15 protein-coding genes are annotated in these 15,656 nt (G+C 72.5%); 4 read left to right on the forward strand and 11 right to left on the reverse strand.

The features are described from left to right. Positions 1-5 precede the first annotated feature (5 nt). From ACYVAQ_RS12220 to ACYVAQ_RS12235, 4 genes are all read right to left on the reverse strand, one after another. The gene (locus ACYVAQ_RS12220) at positions 6-905 is read right to left on the reverse strand and encodes a sucrase ferredoxin (protein WP_460789826.1); all 900 of its coding nucleotides are present in this window, start codon (positions 903-905) and stop codon (positions 6-8) included. Beyond that, positions 898-2,034, reverse strand: a complete 1,137-nt coding sequence (locus ACYVAQ_RS12225) for a cupin domain-containing protein (RefSeq protein ID WP_460789828.1) — start codon at positions 2,032-2,034, stop codon at positions 898-900. Before ACYVAQ_RS12225 ends, ACYVAQ_RS12220 begins: the two co-directional genes overlap by 8 nt. After that, positions 2,031-2,240 carry a hypothetical protein gene (locus tag ACYVAQ_RS12230; RefSeq protein ID WP_460789830.1) on the reverse strand — a complete coding sequence of 70 codons (210 nt, stop codon included), beginning with the start codon at positions 2,238-2,240 and terminating at the stop codon, positions 2,031-2,033. Before ACYVAQ_RS12230 ends, ACYVAQ_RS12225 begins: the two co-directional genes overlap by 4 nt. 72 nt (positions 2,241-2,312) lie before the next feature. Beyond that, complete coding sequence (locus ACYVAQ_RS12235) at positions 2,313-3,272, reverse strand: glutathione S-transferase family protein (protein WP_460789832.1); 960 nt, start codon at positions 3,270-3,272, stop codon at positions 2,313-2,315. Positions 3,273-3,358: 86 nt separating this feature from the next. Between ACYVAQ_RS12235 and ACYVAQ_RS12240 the strand changes: the two genes are divergently transcribed. Further along, positions 3,359-3,595, forward strand: coding sequence for a hypothetical protein (locus tag ACYVAQ_RS12240; RefSeq protein WP_460789834.1), 237 nt, complete (start codon positions 3,359-3,361; stop codon positions 3,593-3,595). A gap of 3 nt (positions 3,596-3,598) precedes the next feature. Here ACYVAQ_RS12240 and ACYVAQ_RS12245 read toward each other — a convergent pair whose 3' ends face one another. The 7 genes from ACYVAQ_RS12245 to ACYVAQ_RS12275 form a co-directional block, all read right to left on the reverse strand. Then, entirely contained in the window at positions 3,599-4,111 is a 513-nt protein-coding gene (locus ACYVAQ_RS12245) for an amidohydrolase family protein (protein ID WP_460789836.1), read from the reverse strand. Positions 4,112-5,059: 948 nt separating this feature from the next. After that, positions 5,060-5,884 carry an ABC transporter ATP-binding protein gene (locus ACYVAQ_RS12250; protein WP_460789838.1) on the reverse strand — a complete coding sequence of 275 codons (825 nt, stop codon included), beginning with the start codon at positions 5,882-5,884 and terminating at the stop codon, positions 5,060-5,062. Beyond that, positions 5,877-6,884, reverse strand: coding sequence for an ABC transporter ATP-binding protein (locus ACYVAQ_RS12255; protein ID WP_460789840.1), 1,008 nt, complete (start codon positions 6,882-6,884; stop codon positions 5,877-5,879). Before ACYVAQ_RS12255 ends, ACYVAQ_RS12250 begins: the two co-directional genes overlap by 8 nt. Further along, entirely contained in the window at positions 6,881-7,759 is an 879-nt protein-coding gene (locus tag ACYVAQ_RS12260) for an ABC transporter permease (protein WP_460789842.1), read from the reverse strand. The genes ACYVAQ_RS12255 and ACYVAQ_RS12260 overlap by 4 nt, the downstream gene beginning before the upstream one ends. Before the next feature lie 17 nt (positions 7,760-7,776). Continuing rightward, a complete protein-coding gene (locus ACYVAQ_RS12265; RefSeq protein ID WP_460789845.1) occupies positions 7,777-8,718 on the reverse strand; it encodes an ABC transporter permease in 942 nt (313 codons plus the stop codon). Between the two features lie 13 nt (positions 8,719-8,731). Further along, positions 8,732-10,363: an ABC transporter substrate-binding protein gene (locus tag ACYVAQ_RS12270; protein WP_460789847.1), complete on the reverse strand. Its 1,632-nt coding sequence runs from the start codon at positions 10,361-10,363 to the stop codon at positions 8,732-8,734. 20 nt (positions 10,364-10,383) lie between these two features. Beyond that, positions 10,384-11,622, reverse strand: coding sequence for an amidohydrolase (locus ACYVAQ_RS12275; RefSeq protein ID WP_460789850.1), 1,239 nt, complete (start codon positions 11,620-11,622; stop codon positions 10,384-10,386). A 182-nt stretch (positions 11,623-11,804) separates the two neighbouring features. On the opposite strand from ACYVAQ_RS12275, the gene ACYVAQ_RS12280 reads away from it, so the two are divergent. From ACYVAQ_RS12280 to ACYVAQ_RS12290, 3 genes are all read left to right on the forward strand, one after another. After that, positions 11,805-12,512: a GntR family transcriptional regulator gene (locus tag ACYVAQ_RS12280; protein WP_460789854.1), complete on the forward strand. Its 708-nt coding sequence runs from the start codon at positions 11,805-11,807 to the stop codon at positions 12,510-12,512. After that, complete coding sequence (locus ACYVAQ_RS12285; protein ID WP_460789859.1) at positions 12,512-13,873, forward strand: transaminase; 1,362 nt, start codon at positions 12,512-12,514, stop codon at positions 13,871-13,873. Before ACYVAQ_RS12280 ends, ACYVAQ_RS12285 begins: the two co-directional genes overlap by 1 nt. 257 nt (positions 13,874-14,130) lie before the next feature. Continuing rightward, positions 14,131-15,330 carry an HNH endonuclease signature motif containing protein gene (locus tag ACYVAQ_RS12290; protein ID WP_460789861.1) on the forward strand — a complete coding sequence of 400 codons (1,200 nt, stop codon included), beginning with the start codon at positions 14,131-14,133 and terminating at the stop codon, positions 15,328-15,330. Positions 15,331-15,656: the final 326 nt, after the last annotated feature.

Below are 15,656 nucleotides of genomic sequence, written 5' to 3' on the forward strand. Positions count from 1 at the left end.
AACTTTCAGGCCGAGCGGAACAGTTCGACGAGCTGGTGGCGCGGCACCGGGCGGGGGGCCTGGGCCGAGCACGTGAGCCGCTCGGCCGCACCGGGAAGGGTGCGCACCACGACGTCGTACGTCGCCTTCCCGACATCGAACCGGGTGAACGTGGCCGCACCACCCCGACTCACCCGCACCAGCCGGACGTCGTCGATCCCGACCAGGCCCAGTCGCCGGCGCAGGGCGATCTCGGCGGCCTGGACCGGCATCGCGTACGACGACCTCCCGCGCAGGTGCTCGAGGTCGATCTGGCCGGCGAGGTGGGCACCGGCGACGCGCAGCGCCGACTCCTCGTCCAGCCGGCCGTAGTAGAGGCCGTGCGGCAGGGCGACCAGGTTGCCGGCGAACCGGTCGCCCCCGACGTGCGAGACCTCCCAGGTCGGCTCGGGGTGCGCGGCGCCGAGCGCGAGCGCCACCGGTCGCCCCCGCTCCGCGCAACAGGCGTCGTGGCGGCCGTTGGTGCACACCGCGAGGACCGACCCGTCCGCGGGTTCGAGACCGCTGCCGCGGCCCTCCCGGAGCCCGCCGAGGTCGAGGTCGAACACCTCGCGCAGGTCGCCCACCGTGCCGCGCTCCAGCCGCGGCGCGACCGGATCGGCGTACGCCGCGATCACGGTGAGCCGCTCGGGATCGCGCCGCGCGCGGGGCCGGCGGATGAGCAGCACCTTGGCCGTGTGCTCGGCCGCGAGCCGTTGCAGGCGACTCCCCAGCCCCTCCGGCAGCCGGGCGTCGCGCAGGGCCTTGGCACCCCACGGACCGGCGTGCTCCAGCAGCAGCCACGTGCGCACGTGGGTCGCCGTCCCGGCGACCGGCTCGTCCCGCCCGAGACTGGCCGCGGCGCAGCGGAAGGCGGGCTCAGGCACCGTCCGGGTCCGCCAGCTCCAGCAGTCCCTCACGCACCAGCCGCCGGCAGAGCACCAGGCGGCTGGCCGGATCGAGGGAGGTGAGGTCGGCCGGCGTGAGCGTGGTCCGCGCACGGACCTCCTCCAGCGCCGGGCGCAGCCGGGCCGGCACGTCCAGCGACCGGTCACCCAGCAGCACCTCGATCCGGTCGCCGTGGTCCAGGAGCACACACGGCCGGCCGGTACGCCGTCGCAGCGTCGTCGCGTCCGCGAGCTCGTCGAGGCGTACGACGTCCCGCAGCCCACCGCTCGCCCGCGTCGGCCGGGTCGTGAGGAACCGGCGTACCTCCTGCTCGACGGCGGCCCGCGGGTCGACCGAGGCGACCGCGTCGGCCAGACCGGCCAGTCGCTCACCGAGGCGCTCGGCGAGGACAGCGGGGTCCTCGAGGAAGCCCGCCGGAAGGTGCTCGTCCGGCACCTCGCCCACCACGGACTCGAGCGTGCGGCGCAGCAACCCACGCCAGGTCAGCTGGTTGACGCCGAGGGTCACGTGCAGGGAGACCGCCTGCTCGGTGCGGGCGGCGTGGCGCGTGCCGGCGGGCAGGTAGACGACCATGCCCGGCTCGAGCACCAGGTCCTCGCGGCCGTCCTGTCCGTGGATCTCCCACTGCTTGCGACCGGCGGTCTGGAACACGAAGACGTCGTGCGCGTCGGAGTGCAGCGCGAAGCCCTGCGCGCCGGGCGGCGTCAGGTAGGCGTTGGCCTGGCAGGGGTGGCCGAGCTCCAGCTCCAGCTCGGCGACCAGGTCGCCCAGCGGCGGATGGTAGCGGTGCAGCCCCTGCAGCACGATCGTCGCGCCCTCGCCGAAGAGCGCCAGCGCACGGCGCGGGTCGACGAGCCCGGTGAGGGGCTCGCCGGCCAGGCTGGCCCCGCGCCGCGTGAACGCGGCAGGTGGCAGCACAGCACCGTCCCGGGCCACGCGGACGGCGGGCGTGCGGATCGCCGACGACGTGAGCAGCCGGTCGACGTCGTCGATCCCCAGCAGACCGACGAACCGCCCCGGGTCGGTGCGGTGCAGCTGCGTGCGTGACGCCCAGACCTTGTCGAGGAAGGTCTGGGCGTCACCCGTGAGCAGCTCGAGCGCGCTCACGCAGTCGCGGCGCCGTCGGTGCCGTCGGTCCCGTCACCGTCCGTGGCGTCGCCGTCGGTGCCGTCGGTCCCGTCACCGTCGGTCGCGTCACCGTCGGTGCCGTCGGCGTCACCGCCGCCGTAGGACTCGCCCTGGCCGGGGAGCGGCTCGCCTTCGGACGAGATGATGTCGTTGTCGTTCAGCGGCTCTTCGGGGGTCGTCGTCATCGCAGGTCCTCCTGTCGGGTCCGGCCGCAGGTCCGCGGCCGTCGTCGGCGGCGGTACCCGGGAGGCCGGGGCTCAATCCCCGAGCGTCTCCCGCCCGTGCGGCTCGAGCCAGGTCGCGGCGTCAGGGCCCTTCGGCACGATGCCCGTCGGGTTGATGTCGTGGTGCACCCGGTAGTAGTGCGCCTTGATCTGGTCGAAGTCGATCGTGTCGACGAACCCCGGTGTCTGGAACAGGTCGCGCGCATAGCCCCAGAGGTGCGGCAGCTCGGTCAGCTTCTGCCGGTTGCACTTGAAGTGGCCGTGGTAGACGGCGTCGAACCGCGCGAGCGTGGTGAACAGGCGCACGTCGGCCTCGGTGATCGCCGGCCCCATCAGGTAGCGGCGGGTGGCGAGCCGTTGCTCCAGCCAGTCGAGCGCCGCCCAGAGCCGGTCGTACGCCGCGTCGTACGCCTCCTGCGAACCGGCGAAGCCACACCGGTAGACGCCGTTGTTCACCTCGGTGAAGACGCGGTGCATCACCTCCTCCATCTCCTCGCGCACGTCGGCCGGCCAGAGGTCCGGTGCGTCCGGGCGATGATGCTCGCGCCATTCGAAGAAGAGGTCGTGGGTGATCCACGGGAAGTCGTTGGTGACGACCTTCCCGGACTCGATCTCCACGATCGCGGGGACCGTGACGCCGCGCGGGTAGTCGGGGATGCGGGCGTCGTACGCGTCGCGCAGGAAGTGGATGCCCAGCACCGGGTCGACGCCGCCCGGGTCGAGGTCGAAGGTCCAGCTGCGCTCGTCGTGGACCGGGCCGGGCGCGCCCCACGAGATCACGTCCTCGAGCCCGAGCAGCTTGCGGACGATGATGCTCCGGTTGGCCCACGGGCAGGCGCGGGCGGCGATGAGCCGGTAGCGCCCGGGCTCCACCGGCCACAGCGGTACGTCGGTCGGCTGGTCGCGCGGCGGGCCTCCGTCCGCGGTGATCCGGTCCGGGATGTAGGTCATGTCGCGCTCGAAGGAGGCGCCCTGCTCGACGTACGACGGCATGACGTGCCAGTGCCCCGCTGCTCCGATGTCACACTTCGGTCGTCACGTACGTCAACCCCGTGAACCCCGACACGAAGGACGGAACGATGAAGACGATGACCTGCCAGCAGCTCGGCGGCCCCTGCGACCTGGCCCTCACCGGCGAGACGGCCGACGAGGTGATCAAGAAGCAGGACCAGCACCTCAAGGACATGGTCGCCGCCGGCGACGAGGCGCACGTGCCCGCGCGCAACGACATGAAGGGCCGGTGGAAGCGGCCGATCGCGGGCATGGGCTGGTACCGCGACGTGAAGAAGACGTTCGCCGCCCTGCCCGAGGGCTGACCGCTACAGCGGCTGGTACGTCGGCGGGATCAGCTCGTCGGTGGACCTGCCCCGGTGGTCGATCCCGCTGAACATCGCGCGGTAGCGGTCGAACAGGCTCTGCGCCCGCGCCCGCATCGCCTCCACGTCGACGCCGGGCACCTCCCCGTCGCGCACCACGAAGCGGCCGTCGACCACGACGTGGCGCACGTGCGCACCCGATCCGTGCAGGACCATCGTGCGGACCGGGTCGTCGATCGGTCCGGTCCGGAGGTCGTCGAGCGCGACGACGACCAGGTCGGCCTTCGCCCCCGGGGCCAGGCGCCCGAGGTCGTCGCGCCCCAGCGCGGCCGCACCGCCGAGAGTGGCGGCGCGGTGGAGGTGCGCGACCTGCCCGGCGTCCTGCCGGCGCTCGACGGCCTTGGTGAGGATCGACCCCTGGTCCAGGGCCCGCAGCATGTCCGGCGGGAAGGTGTCGGTGCCCATCCCCAGCCGCACACCGGCCTCGCGGTAGCGGTCGAAGGACTCCAGCACCATGCCGTAGCGGCCGGACGCGAGCGGGCAGAAGACGACGGTGGTCCCGGGTCGGCGACCCGGCGGACGTCGTCTCCGCCCGGCCCGACCTCGGAGTGCCCGTCGACCGCCCACAGGTGCGGGACCATCAGGTCCGGCCCGAGCAGGCCGAGCTCGTCGAGCACCTCCACCGGTCGCTTCCCGTACGTCGACCGCAACGCGTCGAGCTCGTGGTGCGACTGGCCCGCGTGCAGCCGGATCCGGCAGCCGAGCCGGTCGGCCTCCGCGCGGGTACGCCGGAGCAGGTCGGCCGTCTGGGTCTCGATCCGTGCCGGCAGCAGGATCCCGCGGACCCGGCCGGCGTGCGCGCCGTCGTACCTCTCGACGAAGCGGACGGCCTCCGCCAGCCCGGCGGCGCCGCGCGCCGGGTCCCAGTGCGTGCCATAGCCCGACGCGTCGACGGTGGTCACGCCGGCCCGGTAGCTCGGCCCGAGGTAGACGCGGGTGCCGAGCCGGCCAGCGATCTCGACGACGTCGGCGTGCTCCTCCTCGGTCTCCGCCCAGGCCCGGTAGGTCTCCGCGCCGATGAGGACGGCCGTGGTGATGCCGTTGAGCAGCAGCTGCACCAGCGCGTACTCGCGCCGGAAAGCGAGCTCCTCGCGGGTGAACAGCTCGCGCGGGCCGCCGGCGACGTACGCCGTCGACCACTCCTGCCCGTCGACGAGGTCAGGCCCCTGGAAGCTGTCGAAGATCGCGTGGTCGATGTCGCCGAGCGCGTTGAGGTCGACGAAGCCGGGCGCGACCACGGCGTCGCCGCAGTCGGTCCACTCGTCGACCCGACCCGCGAAGCCCGGCCCGACGTACAGGATCCGGTCGTCCTCCCAGACCACCTCGCCGTCGCGGAGCAGGCGGTGGTCGCGGTCGGCGTACCCGATGACGTGGGTGGCGCGCAGGCCCCTCCTCACGACACCCTCACGACAGGGAGCGCGACGGCGTCCACCCCGGCCGGGGCACGGCGTCGATCAGCTGGCGGGTGTAGTCGTGCGACGGCTCGTGCAGCAGCTCGCTGGTCGGCCCCTCCTCCACGACCTGCCCCCGCCGCATGACCAGGGTGCGGCTGCACAGCTGGTTGACGACGGCCAGGTCGTGGGTGATGAACAGCAGCGCGATGTCGCTGCTGTCGCGGATGTCGCAGAGCAGGTTGAGGACCTGGGCCTGGATCGAGACGTCGAGGGCGGCGACCGCCTCGTCGAGCACGAGCACGGCCGGCTCGGCGGCCAGCGCACGGGCGATCGCGACGCGTTGGCGCTGTCCTCCGGAGAGCTGGCGCGGGTACATGGTGGCGTGCCGGGGCAGCAGACCCACCTGCTCGAGCAGCTCCAGCGTGCGCTCGCGGCGCCCGGCCCGGTCGCGCGTCCCCTGCAGCGCCACCGCGGTCGCGACGATGTCGCCGATCCGCTGCGAGCGGTCGAGGGAGAGGTACGGGTCCTGGAAGACCAGCTGCATCTCCTTGGCCCGTCGGCGCCGCTCGCGGGTGCCCGGACGCCGCGCGTCGCGGGTCCGGCCGCACACCTCGATCGTGCCGGCGGTCCGCTGCTCGAGGCCCATCAGCATCCGGGCCACGGTGGTCTTGCCCGACCCGGACTCCCCCACGATCGCCAGCGCCTCCCGCGCCCGCAGCTCGAAGCCCACCCCGTCGACCGCGGTCACCGTCGACCGGCCGCGGCCGGGGAACTCCTTGCTGAGGTCCTGCACCCGTACGACGACCTCGGTCGTCCCGCTCCTGTGGTCAGACACCGGCTGTCCTCTCCTCGGGCCGCGCGGTCAGCGTCGTGGCGAGCTCGTCGGCCCGGTGGCACGCCACCGCCCCACCCGCCCCGACGGTCAGCGCCGGCTTCGTGGTCGTGCACACGTCGGCCACGTGGGCGCACCTGCTCGCGAACGAGCAGCCCTCACCCGCCTCGAACGCCGCGAGCGGCCGGCCCGGGATCACCGGCAGCCGTGGCACCTGGACGTCGATGCTCGGCCGCGAGACCAGCAGGCCCGCGGTGTAGGGGTGCCGCGGCTCCTCCGCGAGCGAGTCCGAGTCGTGCAGCTCGACCAGCGTGCCGGCGTACATCACGGCGGTGCGGTCGCAGGTGGCGGCGGCGAGCTCGAGGTCGTGGGTGATGAACAGCATCGCCATCCCGCGCTCGCGGCGGAGGTCGCCCAGGATCGCCATGACCTCCGACTGGGTCGTGACGTCGAGCGCGGTGGTCGGCTCGTCGGCCAGGATCAGGTCCGGCTCGATCGCGATGGCGGTGGCGATCATGACCCGCTGCAGCAGGCCGCCCGAGAGCTCGTGCGGGTACTGCCGCAGGCGCCGCTCCCCGTCCGGGATCCCGACGTCGCCGAGCAGGTCGACGGCACGACGCGCGGCCGTGGCCGCGTCGAGGCCGAGGTGCGCACGCATCGCCTCGGTCATGAAGTCGCCGATCCGGTGCACCGGGTTGATGTGGGCACGCGGGTCCTGGAAGATCATCGCCGCCTTGCGCGCCCGCACCCGGCGCAGCGTCGTGCGCCCGGAGCCGAGCACCTCCTCGCCGGACACCTCGATCCGGCCGCTGACCTTCGCCGCCCGCGGGAACAGCCCGAGCACCGAGCGGGCCGTCATGGACTTCCCGGAGCCGGACTCCCCCACCAGGCCGAGTGCCTCGCCCGGCCCGATCTCGAGGCTGACGCCGTCGACGATGGTGCGCGGCTCGCCCGCCACGGTGACCTGCACCTGCAGGTCCTGGATGCTCAGCGCGGCACTCATGCGCGCTCCTCCGATCGCTTCGAGAGCTTGTCTCCCAACACGATGACCGAGCCCACGAGCAGGCCGATGCACAGCGCCGCGGCGATCGCCTCGCCCGGCTGGCTGCGCTGGATGCTGTCCATGCCCGAGCGCATGGTCAGGCCCCAGTCCGAGGTCGGCGGCTGGACGCCGAGCCCCAGGAACGACAGCGAGGACAGGTCGATCAGCGCGAAGCCGAGCGAGCTGACGCCCTGCGCGACGATGAGCGGCATCAGGTTGGGCAGCAGGTGGCGCAGGCAGATCGCCAGCCCGCTGCGGCCCTGGACCCAGGCCGCCGACACGTAGTCGAGCTTCACCTCGCGCAGGGCCGCGCCGCGGACGATGCGGGCGACGTACGGCGTGTAGCCGATCGTCAGGCCGACGACCGGTCCGGTCACGCCGGGCCCGGCGATGCTCACCGCGCCGAGGGCGAAGATGATGCCCGGGATCGCGAACAGGATGTCGAGCACCCGGGAGATGAACGCGTCCACGACGCCGCCGGCCCACGCGCTCAGCAGCGCGATCGCCGTGCCCACGATGCTCGACAGGACGATCACCGAGACCGACGCGAGCAGGGCGACGCGGGCGCCGTACATGAGGCGGGACATCAGGTCCCGGCCGAGCGCGTCGGTGCCGAGCAGGTGCGCACCGGACGGACCGGCGTACGCGTCGAGCGGGGCGGGCAGGTTGGGGTCGTGCGGCGCGATCCACGGCGCGAGCACCGCAGCCAGCACGACGAGGGCGACGAACCCGGCCGCGAGGGTGCCGCCCGGACCGAGCACGAGCCAGGCCCGGCGGACCCAGCGCCGGGGGCGCGAGGCCACGGTCGTGACCGGGGCCGCTGCGAAGGTGGTCATGCGCTTCTCCTGTCCGCTCAGCCGAGCGAGATCCGGGGGTCGACGAGCGTGTAGACGAGGTCGACGACGGTGTTGATGACGACGAAGCTCACGACGAGCACCAGGATCACGGCCTGCACCACGACGGAGTCGCTGCGCAGGATCGCCTGCACCAGCAGGGATCCGAGGCCGTCGAGCCCGAAGACGCTCTCGACCACGACGGCACCCGCGATGAGTGTGGCGACCGCCAGGCCGAGCACGGTCGAGATCGGGATCAGCGAGTTGCGCAGCACGTGGTGGCGCAGCACGTAGCCGCCGTCCAGGCCGCGGCTCTGCGCGGTCTCGACGTGGTCGCTCGCGAGCTCGGCGGCCACCGAGGCCCGGGTGATCCGGGCCAGGTAGCCCACCGACGCGAGGCTCAGCGTCACCGCCGGCAGGGTGAGGTGCCACAACCGGTCGCCCGCGCCCGACCCGGCTCCGAACATCGGGAACCAGCCCAGCTTGAGGGCGAAGAGCCAGATCAGCGCGACCCCGCTCACGAAGACCGGCGTGGCCAGGAAGCCGGTCGTCACGGCCGTGACCGCCGAGTCGACGACGCCGGGGCGGGTGCCGGAGAGCACCCCCAGACCGATGCCGACGACGGCGATGATGAGGCCGGCGTACAAGACGAGCAGGAGGGTCGTCGTCATCCGCTCGCCGAGCAGCGTCGTCACGTTCTGCTTGTAGGCGATGCTGCGGCCGAAGTCCCCGTGCAGGACGTCGGTCAGCCACGACCAGTAGCGGGTGAGGAACGGGTCGTCGAGGTGGTACTTCGCCTTGACCGCGGCGATCTGCTCGGGCGACGCGCTCCGGTTCCCGAGCAGGAAGCTGAGCGGGGTGCCCGGCGCGAGGTCCATCAGGCTGAACACCAGGAACGACGCGGCGAGCGTGACCACAACGAGCGTGGCCAGCCGCCGGGCCAGGAACCGGAGCACGTGCATGGCGGTCGTCCCCCTACTTCGTGCCGATGTGGGCGGCCCACGGGTAGTAGAGGTAGTTGGACGACGCGGTGGCGCCGGTGATCCGGTTGCCCTGGAAGAGGATCACCGGCAGGAACTCCAGCGGCGTCCAGACGGCGTCGGTGACGACCTTCTCCTGGATCTTCGCGACCATCGCCGCCCGGCTCGCGGGGTCGAGGTCCTTGCGGGCGGCCGCCACCTCGTCGCTCACGTCGTTGTAGTCGGAGTAGTTCGCGTCGTCGCCCTTCGCGAACATCGTGTAGGAGTCGAGCGGGTCGGCCACGCCGTAGTACGTCGTGAGGAAGGCGTCGATGCCCTTGCGCGCGTTGGGGTCGGTGTAGAGGTTCCCGTACTGCTCGACCGGGATCGTCTTGATCCTCACGTTGAGCCCGATCGCCTGGCCGGAGGCCTGGATCAGGTTCGCCGTCTGCTCGTGCACCGCCGAGCTGCCCTGGACGGCGATGGTGATCGGCGTCTTCGGCGAGCCCGCCTCCTCGACCAGCTTCTTCGCCTCGTCGAAGCTGACGTCGGTCGACGGCAGCTGGTCGTACGCCGCCTGGAAGGCGCCCCTCGCGTAGGTCCAGCTGCCGGGCGCCGCCAGGGACTTGGCCCCGATCGCCGCGCCCTGGAACACCGTGCTGGCGAGCGCGTTGCGGTCGGTCACGAGGGAGAGCGCCTGGCGGATCCGCGGGTCGGCGTACGGGCCGGTGGTCGCGGAGCCGACGAGGGCCCAGTAGATCAGCGAGTCGCCCATGACGACCTTGCCCTGGCTCGACGAGCCCTCCAGGGTGTCGAGACCGGCCGGCGGCAGGTAGAAGAACTCGCCGTCCACCTTGCCGCTGCTCAGCGCGAGCACGGAGGTGGCCTCGTCGGCGACGAAGGTGAGGACGAGCTTGGACGAGACCGCCTTCAGCGTGGGGTCCCAGTAGTGGTCGTTGCGGACCAGCGTCAGCGACTGGCCGGGCTTCCAGGTCTGGAACGCGAACGGGCCGGTGCACATCGGCAGGTGTGCCGGCGTACCGAAGTCGGCGCCGGCGGCCTGCGTGCTCGCCTTCTCCGTGACGATGCCGGCCAGGCTCGCGAGCGACTGGTTGAGGAGCGCGTCGGGCTGCTTGAGCTTGACGGTCACCTGCAGCGGCCCGGTGGCGGTCACCGAGGCGATGTTCGTGAAGTACTTGGTGATGTAGCTGCCCGAGCTCGGGTCCAGGCTGCGGCCGATGCTCCACGCCGCGTCCTCGGCGGTCAGCGGCTTGCCGTCCCAGAAGGTGATGCCCGGCCGGAGCGTGTAGACCCAGGTCGTCGCGTTGGGGTTCGTCCACCTCTCCGCGAGGCCGGGGCCGACCTTGAAGTCGGGCTCGGCCCGCAGCAGGCTCTCGCAGGAGTTGGCGAGCGCGGTGTTCTCCGCGTAGTTGAAGGACTTGATCGGGTCGAGGCTGAGCGGCTCGTAGGGCAGGTTCCAGGTGATGGTCCCGGCGTCGTGCGTGCCGGCAGGCGTCGTGGTCCGCAGGTCGCTGAAGTCGAGCTGCGGGTGTGCCGCGCCGGCGGTGGAGCCGCCGCAACCGGCGGCGAGCAGGGTCAGCGAGAGCGCCGAGAGCGCCGCCGCGGAACGGGCAAGGGTGCTGCGCATGGGTTGTCTCCTCGGGTGGTTCAGCTCGTGCGGGTGGTGACGGTGGTGGTGCGGGCGCTGTCGAGGACGCGGCCGTCGCGGGCGACGAGGCGGCCCGCCCGGGCCACCCAGCGCGGGGCGGGGCGGTCGACGACGGCCTGTGCCGGGCTCTCCGCGTCGACGAGCATGAAGTCGGCCGGGTCCCCGGGGGCGAGGCCCGAGCGCGGCAGCCCGAGCAGGTCGGCGCCGGCCTCGGCGGCAATCGCCAGGCAGGTCTCGAGGTCGTCGTCAGTGACGGCCCCGGTGTGCCAGGCGAGCAGGTGAGTGCGGTCGATCATGTCGGCGTTGCCGAAGGGGCTCCACGCGTCGCGGACGCCGTCGGACCCCAGCACGACGCGTACGCCGGCGGCCCGCAGTTCGGCCACGGGGATCATCCCGTCCTCGCCGAGCGCGGCCGTGGCCAGCGTGATGCCGGCGGCGGCCGTGGCTTCCGCCAACGCGGGCAGCTCGTCCGGCGGGCAGTCGTGGAAGCAGAACGCGTGGCCGATGGTGACCAGCCCCTGCATGCCGAGCGCCGTGGTGCGCCGGATGATCTCCTCGACCTGCTCGATGCCCTCCCGGCCGCGGTCGTGCAAGTGGATGTCCAGGCCCACGCCGAGCCGCTCGGCGAGCCCGAAGACGATGTCGAGGTGGCCGGCGAGGTCGCCGTCGAGACCCACCGGGTCGATGCCGCCGATGAGCCGCGCACCCGCGCTCACGGCGTCGCGGAGCAGGGCCGCGGTGCCCGGCGTGCGCAGGATGCCGAGCTGGGGGAACGCCACGATCTCGACGTCGAGCACCCCGACCAGCTGCGCGGCCGCCTCGGCGACGCCGGCGACGTTGCCGAGCCCGTGGACCGGTGCCACGTCGACGTGCGCGCGCAGGGCACGGGCGCCGCGGGCGACGTACTGGTCCATGAGGCGGGCCGTGCGGGTCGCGACCGGCGTGGTCATCGACAGCTGCAGCCGGACGTCGTTCTCGATCAGCTCCTCGAGGCTGGCCGCCGGCATGCGGGAGACCCAGGGCTCGCCCCAGGTGGTCTTGTCCGGGTGGCAGTGCGCGTCGACCAGGGTCGGGAGCAGCAGCCCACCGGCGCCGTCGACGGCCGCCTCGTCCAGGTCCTTCGCGTCGGAGCGACCGCCGCGGGTGGGCTCCACGGACCGGATCCGTCCGTCCTCCACGAGGACGTCGACCACGCCCTGTCCGTGGACCCGGACACCGGTCACCTTCTCCAGCCGCACCGCTCGCCTCCTTAGTGGTATACCGTTAATGAGCGAGGACCGTAGCACCGTCGGCTTTCGTTGTGAACCCCCTCACCCGAGGCGCTGCGATACGGCTGGCCAGGCGGCTATGCTCGCGTCGACAGCCGCCGCGATCGAGGCGCTCTGAGCGCTAGCGGAATACCACTGACGACAGGATCGACGTGACCGAGGACGTGGCGGGACGCTCGCTGAGCACCCAGGCCTACGAGGAGCTCAAGCAGCAGATCGTCGGCCTGCGCCGGCCTCCGGGGCAGCGCCTCGTGGAGCGCGACCTCGCCGCCGAGCTGGCCATCTCGCGCATCCCCCTGCGCGAGGCGCTGCGGCGGCTCGAGGTCGAGGGCCTGGTGGTGATCGTGCCGCGGCAGGGCGCGATGGTCGCGCCGTTCACCGCGGCCGACGTACGTCACCTCTTCGACGTCCGCGAGTCGACCGAGGTGCTGGCGGCCCGGCTGGCCGCCCAGAACTGCGACAGCGCCGGGCTGGCGCAGGCCCAGCGCGAGCTCGTCGCGGCCCGGGACGCGATCGCGCGGTCCGACGGCCGGGCGATCGCGTCGGCCAACGCGGGCTTCCACGAGGCGGTGATCGCGATGTCGGCCAACCCCCTGCTGCAGTCGATGATGCAGCCCATCAACGCGCGGGTGCGGTGGCTCTTCCACCTCACCCACGAGGACGACGACAGCCAGCAGTGCCAGGAGCACGAGGAGCTCTACCGCGCGATCGCCGCCGGCGACGCCGACCGGGCCGGCACCATCGCGCTCGAGCACGTCCGCGGCACCCGGCAGGACAGCCTCGAGAAGGCCGCCCACTGGACGATCCCCGAGCTCGACCCGGTCCAGGTCACCCGGACCCGGCAGCGGGTGGCGCGCTGATGGCCGCCTCGATCGACCGCGGCCGGCTCGGTGGGCTGATCCGGCAGGAGCTCGCGACGTACGTCGCCGACCACCCGGCCGCACAGGCGGCCCACGCCCGCGCCGAGCACCTGCTCGGGCGGGTGCCGATGACCTGGATGATGAAGAACCCGGCGTCGTTCCCGCTCTACCTGGCGGCGGCGCGCGGCAACACCGTCACCGACCTCGACGGGCGCAGCTACCTCGACTTCTCGCTCGGCGACACCGCCGCGATGGCGGGTCACTCGCCGCAGCCGGTCGTCGACGCGGTCCAGCGGCGGTTCGGGGAGATCGGCGGCGCGACCGCCATGCTCCCGACCGAGGACGGTGAGTGGGTCGGCGCCGAGCTCACCCGCCGGTTCGGGCTGACCCGCTGGAACTTCGCGCTCACCGCCACCGACGCCAACCGGTGGGCCATCCGCCTGGCCCGAGCCGTCACCGGCCGGCCGAAGCTGCTGTTCCACAGCTACTGCTACCACGGGTCGGTCGACGAGTCGCTCGTCGTCGCCGACGGTCGTGGCGGATCGGTGTCGCGTCCGGGCAACGTCGGTGCGCCGGTCGACGTGGCGCTGACCTCGCGCGCGGCGGAGTTCAACGACCTCGCGGGGCTCGAGGAGCAGCTCGCCCACGGCGACGTCGCCGCGGTGGTGATGGAGCCGGCGCTGACCAACATCGGCATCGTGCTGCCGGAGCCGGGCTACCTGGACGGCGTACGCGACCTCACGCGGCGGTACGGCGCCCTCCTGCTGATCGACGAGACGCACACCCTGTCGGCCGGCCCGGGCGGCTGCACGCGGGCGTGGGGCCTGGAGCCGGACATCGTCGTCGTGGGCAAGGCGATCGGCGGCGGCGTCCCGGCCGGTGCGTACGGGGTCTCCGCCGAGTTCGCCGACTCCGTGCTGGGCCGCTCCGACCTCGACATCGTCGACATGGGTGGCGTCGGCGGCACCATGGCCGGCAACGCGGTCTCCCTCGCCGCCGTGCGCGCCACCTTGTCGGAGGTGCTCACCGACGATGCGTTCGACGGCATGATCGCCACGGCGACCCGCTACACGACCGGGGTCCGGGCCGTCTTCGACGAGTACGACGTCCCCTGGACCGTCATCCAGCTCGGCGCCCGCGCGGAGTACCGGTTCACCCCGGTCGCCCCGCGCAACGGCACCGAGGCCGACGCGGCCCACGACCAGGAGCTCGACGACTACGTGCACCTGGCCCTGGTCAACCGCGGCATCCTGCTCACCCCGTTCCACAACATGGCGCTGATGGGGCCCACCACCACCGCCGACCACGTCGACACCCACCTCGCCGCGCTGCGGGAGGTCGTCGGGGCGCTGGCGTGTTGAGTCGCCCCCTCGCTGTCGTTGGTTGAGTAGCCGCGAGCGCCAGCGAGCGGCGTGTCGAAACCAACTGCCGCTTCCTTCGGGGCCAGTCACTGGCGGCCGCACCGTAGCCGAGTCGGCACGGGCTTCGCCCGCGCCGCCGCTTCGCGGCCGCCACAAAACATGCCCTGACCTGCGCATTTGTTGTCGAAATGCCTTCTGAAATTGTTCGAACAGGTGTATGATCGAAGGAGTTGATCAGCTCTATCTCGGGAGTCTCGATGACCGTGGACCAGGTGCTCTGCCACCCGATCCTCGCCTGCGCACGAGACCTCGAGAAGGCCTTGAAGTCAGTCGCAGAGATGTCGGCCGACTACCTCCGCACCCGGGACAAGGAAGCAGCTCTCCTGACCCTGGCCAGGGTCGAAGCCGAGGCCGCCGAGCTGCGGCTACGGATCCTTGCGACAGCGGGTGATGTCGCCGAGGAGCGCGCCGCCCGCGACGCCGGCACCTGGTACGCCCACGCCACCCACATCACGGCGACCGCTGCTCGCGCCGACCTCCACCTCGCCGCCGACCTCGTCGCCCACCCGCTCACCGCAGCGGCCATGCGAGCCGGGTCCGTCAACACCGCGCAGGCGCGGGTGATCATCCGCTCGATCGACAAGCTCTCGGACGAGGTCGACGACCTCACCCGCACCCGCGCCGAGAAGCACCTCATCAACCTCGCCCAGACCTACGACCCCCGCGACCTGCGGGTCCTCGGAACCAAGATCCTCGAAGTCGTCGCCCCCGACATCGCCGAGGCCGAGCTCGGCAAGGCACTGGAACGTGAGGAACAAGCCGCCCGCGACAAGTGCAGCGTGAAGCTGCAACGCCGTGGCGACGGGACCACGAAGATCGCCGCCCTGGTCCCCGACTCGATCGCCGAGCGGCTCGCCACCTACCTCGACGCCGAGGACTCACCCCGCGTGACGAAGTCCAGGTCCCGTGGTGAGGCGTTCTGCCGACTGCTGGAGGTCCTCGACCCCAACCGGCTGCCCGACCACGGTGGTGACGCCACGGCCGTGATCGTGACCCTCCCCTACGAGGCCCTGGTCAATGACCTCGGGTCCGCGATGCTCGGCGGCACCGTCATCTCCGCATCCGAGGCCCGCCGCCTGGCGTGCACCGCGAAGATCATCCCCGCCGTCCTCGGCGGGAAGTCCGAGGTCCTCGACCTGGGTCGGGGTAGGCGCCTCTATGCACCCCATCAGCGCAAGGCCATGTGTCTGCGGGACAAACGCTGCCGGGCCGAGGGCTGCTCGATTCCGGCGGCGTGGACGGAGGCGCACCATCTGAAGCCCTGGTCCGAAGGCGGCAGAACAGACCTCGCCGACGGCGTGCTGCTCTGCTCGCACCACCATCATCGGGCCCACGACACCCGGTACACGATGACCAAGCTGGCCTCGGGCGACGTCCGGTTCCACCGCAGGACGTGAGGGTCGGACGCCTACGGGCTATGGGTCGAGTGACCCATAGTCGGTAGCGGCGCGACCACCACCGACCGGCCCCGAGAGCATGGCGCCGGGCCTCGTGACGGTTGCTGCGCAACCTCCTCGACCAGCGGCGCGGTCGAGCGCACCCCCGTGGCGGCCGCGTAGCGGCGGCGCGGGCGAAGCCCGTGCCGACTCCGCGCCGTCCAAGCCCGTCGTGAGGGACCCGGGGTCAAGGGCGCCGCAGGCGTCGCGCAGCGATGCCGGAGACACCCTTGACGCCGGGGCACGACGGGCTACGGTGCGGCCGCCCGTGGCCAGCCCCGTAGAGC

It is taken from the genome of Nocardioides maradonensis (genome assembly GCF_054777115.1).

Bases quoted from the DNA above. Each gene is read 5' to 3' on its own strand.
- ACYVAQ_RS12230 (WP_460789830.1), bottom strand. From the start codon at position 2,240: ATGACGACGACCCCCGAAGAGCCGCTGAACGACAACGACATCATCTCG.
- ACYVAQ_RS12235 (WP_460789832.1), bottom strand. From the start codon at position 3,272: ATGCCGTCGTACGTCGAGCAGGGCGCCTCCTTCGAGCGCGACATGACC.
- ACYVAQ_RS12240 (WP_460789834.1), top strand. From the start codon at position 3,359: ATGAAGACGATGACCTGCCAGCAGCTCGGCGGCCCCTGCGACCTGGCC.
- ACYVAQ_RS12245 (WP_460789836.1), bottom strand. From the start codon at position 4,111: ATGGTGCTGGAGTCCTTCGACCGCTACCGCGAGGCCGGTGTGCGGCTG.
- ACYVAQ_RS12255 (WP_460789840.1), bottom strand. From the start codon at position 6,884: ATGAGTGCCGCGCTGAGCATCCAGGACCTGCAGGTGCAGGTCACCGTG.
- ACYVAQ_RS12260 (WP_460789842.1), bottom strand. From the start codon at position 7,759: ATGACCACCTTCGCAGCGGCCCCGGTCACGACCGTGGCCTCGCGCCCC.
- ACYVAQ_RS12265 (WP_460789845.1), bottom strand. From the start codon at position 8,718: ATGCACGTGCTCCGGTTCCTGGCCCGGCGGCTGGCCACGCTCGTTGTG.
- ACYVAQ_RS12270 (WP_460789847.1), bottom strand. From the start codon at position 10,363: ATGCGCAGCACCCTTGCCCGTTCCGCGGCGGCGCTCTCGGCGCTCTCG.
- ACYVAQ_RS12285 (WP_460789859.1), top strand. From the start codon at position 12,512: ATGGCCGCCTCGATCGACCGCGGCCGGCTCGGTGGGCTGATCCGGCAG.
- ACYVAQ_RS12290 (WP_460789861.1), top strand. From the start codon at position 14,131: ATGACCGTGGACCAGGTGCTCTGCCACCCGATCCTCGCCTGCGCACGA.